A 3093-nucleotide genomic window follows, 5' to 3' on the forward strand; every position below is an offset into this window, starting at 1 on the left:
TTGTTTGTCCCGGCCTGTTTGGCCGGGATTTTTGTGTTTATTGGACGAAGTAGAGTGTGAGCTGTGGGATGAATGTGACCATCATGAGTGCGATGAGCATGAGGATGATGAAGGGGATCACCGACAGGCTGACCTGGGAGAAGCCTTTTTTGAAAGCGCCGGAGGCGACCAGCAGGTTCAACCCGATGGGGGGCGTCAGCAGGCCGATTTCCAGGTTGATGATCATGATGATGCCCAGCTGGATCGGGTTCACCCCGAAATGCGCCGCTGCGGCCAGCAGAACCGGGCCCAGCAGCAGGATGGCCGAGACCACGTCGATCAGACAGCCCACCAGCAGCAATGCTGCGTTCAACGCCAGCAGGAACGCGACCTTGCTGGTGAAGACCGACTGCAGCCAGTCGGCAAAGGCGGCTGGTACACCCTCGATCGCCAGAACCGATTTCAGCGACAGCGCCACGGCCACGATCGGGAACAGTGTGCCCAGCATGACGGCGGTCGAGACGAATTCCTCGAAGAAATCCTTCGACGACAGCTCGCGATAGACGATCAGCTCGACCAGAATGGCATAGCCCACGGCCACCGCGGCGGCCTCGGTCGGAGAGAAATAGCCCGAATAGATCCCGCCCAGCAGGATCACCGGCGTCATCAGCGCAAAGATGCCCTTGCGCACCGCATCCCACAGACGTTTGACCGAAAACGTGCCGCGCGCGTTGTTGAGGTTGGTGCCCATGCTGTAGAACGCAAAGATCGCGGTCAGCAGGATGCCCGGGATGATGCCCGCCAGAAACAGGTTGGCGACATTGGTCTCGGTCACGATGCCGTAGATGATCAGCGGGATCGACGGCGGGATCAGAATGCCCAGCGTGCCCGCGGATGTGACGGCCCCGATCGAGAACTTCTCGGAATAGCCGGCCTCTTTCAGCGCCGGATACATCACCACGCCGACGGCCAGCAGGGTCGCGGCGGATGAGCCCGACACGGCCGCAAACAGAGCGCAGGACAGCACCGAAGCCATGCCCAGACCGCCCGGCATCCAGTCGGTTGCGGCGCGCACCATGGCGATCAGGTCGCGCGCGATCGAGCCGCGCGACATCAGCTTGCCCGCGATGATATACATCGGGATGGCCAGCAGCACCTTGTTGTCCATCGACGACCACAGGTCCTCGATCACGTAAAGGATATCGCCGCCGGCCCAGACCAGCTGGATATAGGCGGTCACGATCAGCAGGATCAAAACAACGTTCTGGCGCAGGGCCAGCATCGCCAGAACGATGCCCAGAAGAATGATGCCATCCATGTCAGGCGTTCCTCAGTTCAGTCTTTGCGTCGGGGTTCCAGGCAAACACCAGATGTTTGAGCGCCGAGGAGGCCAGCGCATAGGGCACGATGATCTGCATCGGCCACAGCAGGATGTTCACCACCGGCACGCGGTCGGCGAACGCTTTGGATTCCAGGACGAACTCGACCGCGAAATAGGCGAAGACCAACAGCAGAACCGCCGCGATCAGATCCCCCAGCCGGTCGATGAAGGCAAAGCGCAGGATGCCGTCGGCAAATTCGGGCCGGAAATGGGCGCTGCGCCCGGTGGCCAGCGTCAGGCCGACCATCGCCGCCAGAATGCTGCACAAAACCGCCGTCTGCTGCGCCCCCCACAGGGATTGCGAGAAAAACTCGCGCGCAGCCACATCGGCCAGCAGCAGCAATGTTGTGGCAGCGTAAGCCAACGCTGCCACAACCGCTTCAACCTTCATCAGAAACCGAAGAAGCGTCATCGGCCTTAAGATCCGCAGGCCTGTTTGGCAGCCTCGATCTGTTCAAGGATCGCTTGGGCTTTGGGGCCCAGCTGTTCGGCCAGTTCCTCGCGCAGGCCGTCTGACGCGGCGCGCCAGGCGGCGGCTTCTTCATCGGTCAGGCGGGCCACGGGCACGCCCGCACCTTCAAGCTGGCCCAGCAGCGCCGTCTCGGCACCCAGGATGGTGGCCGACAGGCCGGTTCCGGCCTCGGTGAACGCCGACAGCCATTCCTTTTCCTGATCGCTCAGCTTCTTGTAGGTCCGCCCCGAGGCAGCCACGGTGCCGATCAGGCGGGTGTGGTTGCTGACGGTGACATGGGGGGCGACCTTGTGGGTGCCGATGGCAATTCCGAACACGCCGGGCAGGAAGGCCGCCTTGACGTTGCCGGTCTGCAGCGCCGGAATGGTGTCCGAGGTGCCCATCGGTACGCCAACCGCGCCCAGCTTGCGGGCAAACAGCTCATCCGCCGTGGTGGCCGCAACGCGCACCTTTTGACCCGCCAGCGCATCCGGAGTTCTGGCCGGTTCCTGCGAAAACACGATGTAGTTGCCCACTTCCATCCAGGTCAGCGGTTCCAGCCCCGCCTCGCGCAGGTTGGGGCCCAGAATGTCGCTGAGATGTTCAAACGCAACGCAGCTGCCCTGTTCGATGCTGTCATAGAGAAACGGCGAAGACACCAGGTCCAGCTCCTGTCCGATCAGTGACATCGGGATGTTCGACACCAGCACCAGATCGACACGGCCCTTCATGCCCTGGCGCAGAATGGTTTGTTCGTCCCCCAGCTGCGCGTCGCCGATCACCTCGATCTTCAGCTCGCCGCCCGAAGCTTCGGCAATCTGGTCCGCAACACCCTGCGCCCACTGGCCCCAGGGCGAAGACAGCGGCGCAACCGTCGCCAGCTTGAGCGTCGTCTCAGCCTGCGCCGCACCGCCCGCCATGCCCGCGGCCAAGGCCACCGCCGTGGTAAATCTTTTGAAAATCATCTCATCCTCCTCAATGGACCGTCACATCCGGCACCCAGGGCACCGGCCAAATGCAGCGCGAAAATCAATGCCGAACCGCTAAAAAGCAGCTCAAACACAACCCCTCCAAACGCCTCCAACAAAACCTATCCTCAACTGCACACCCTCAAACCATGGCAGCTCAGGCCAACTTATTGACAATCGCGGACAACAATTCCCAATAACGCAACGGAAACAAAATCAGAGCAAAAACAAACGCACCCCAAAAAATCAGCCAAGCACACCAAAAAACAACGTAACCGCAATAATACCAATAAAACCGTACGCTCATACTTGAG

At 61.1% G+C, this 3093-nt stretch carries 3 protein-coding genes; all 3 read right to left on the reverse strand.

Features of this window, described 5'->3' with window-relative positions; translation table 11 throughout:
* Window positions 1–37 precede the first annotated feature (37 nt).
* The 3 genes from ACR0CR_RS20350 to ACR0CR_RS20360 are packed head-to-tail and all read right to left on the reverse strand — an operon-like array spanning window position 38 to window position 2776.
* On the reverse strand, window positions 38–1297 hold the full coding sequence (locus tag ACR0CR_RS20350; RefSeq protein ID WP_480602726.1) for a TRAP transporter large permease: 1260 nt from the start codon (window positions 1295–1297) through the stop codon (window positions 38–40).
* Between the two features lies 1 nt (window position 1298).
* On the reverse strand, window positions 1299–1772 hold the full coding sequence (locus ACR0CR_RS20355; protein WP_480602728.1) for a TRAP transporter small permease: 474 nt from the start codon (window positions 1770–1772) through the stop codon (window positions 1299–1301).
* A 5-nt stretch (window positions 1773–1777) separates the two neighbouring features.
* A complete protein-coding gene (locus ACR0CR_RS20360) occupies window positions 1778–2776 on the reverse strand; it encodes a TRAP transporter substrate-binding protein (RefSeq protein ID WP_480602731.1) in 999 nt (332 codons plus the stop codon).
* Window positions 2777–3093: the final 317 nt, after the last annotated feature.

Source organism: Ruegeria sp. AM2, from assembly GCF_056540685.1.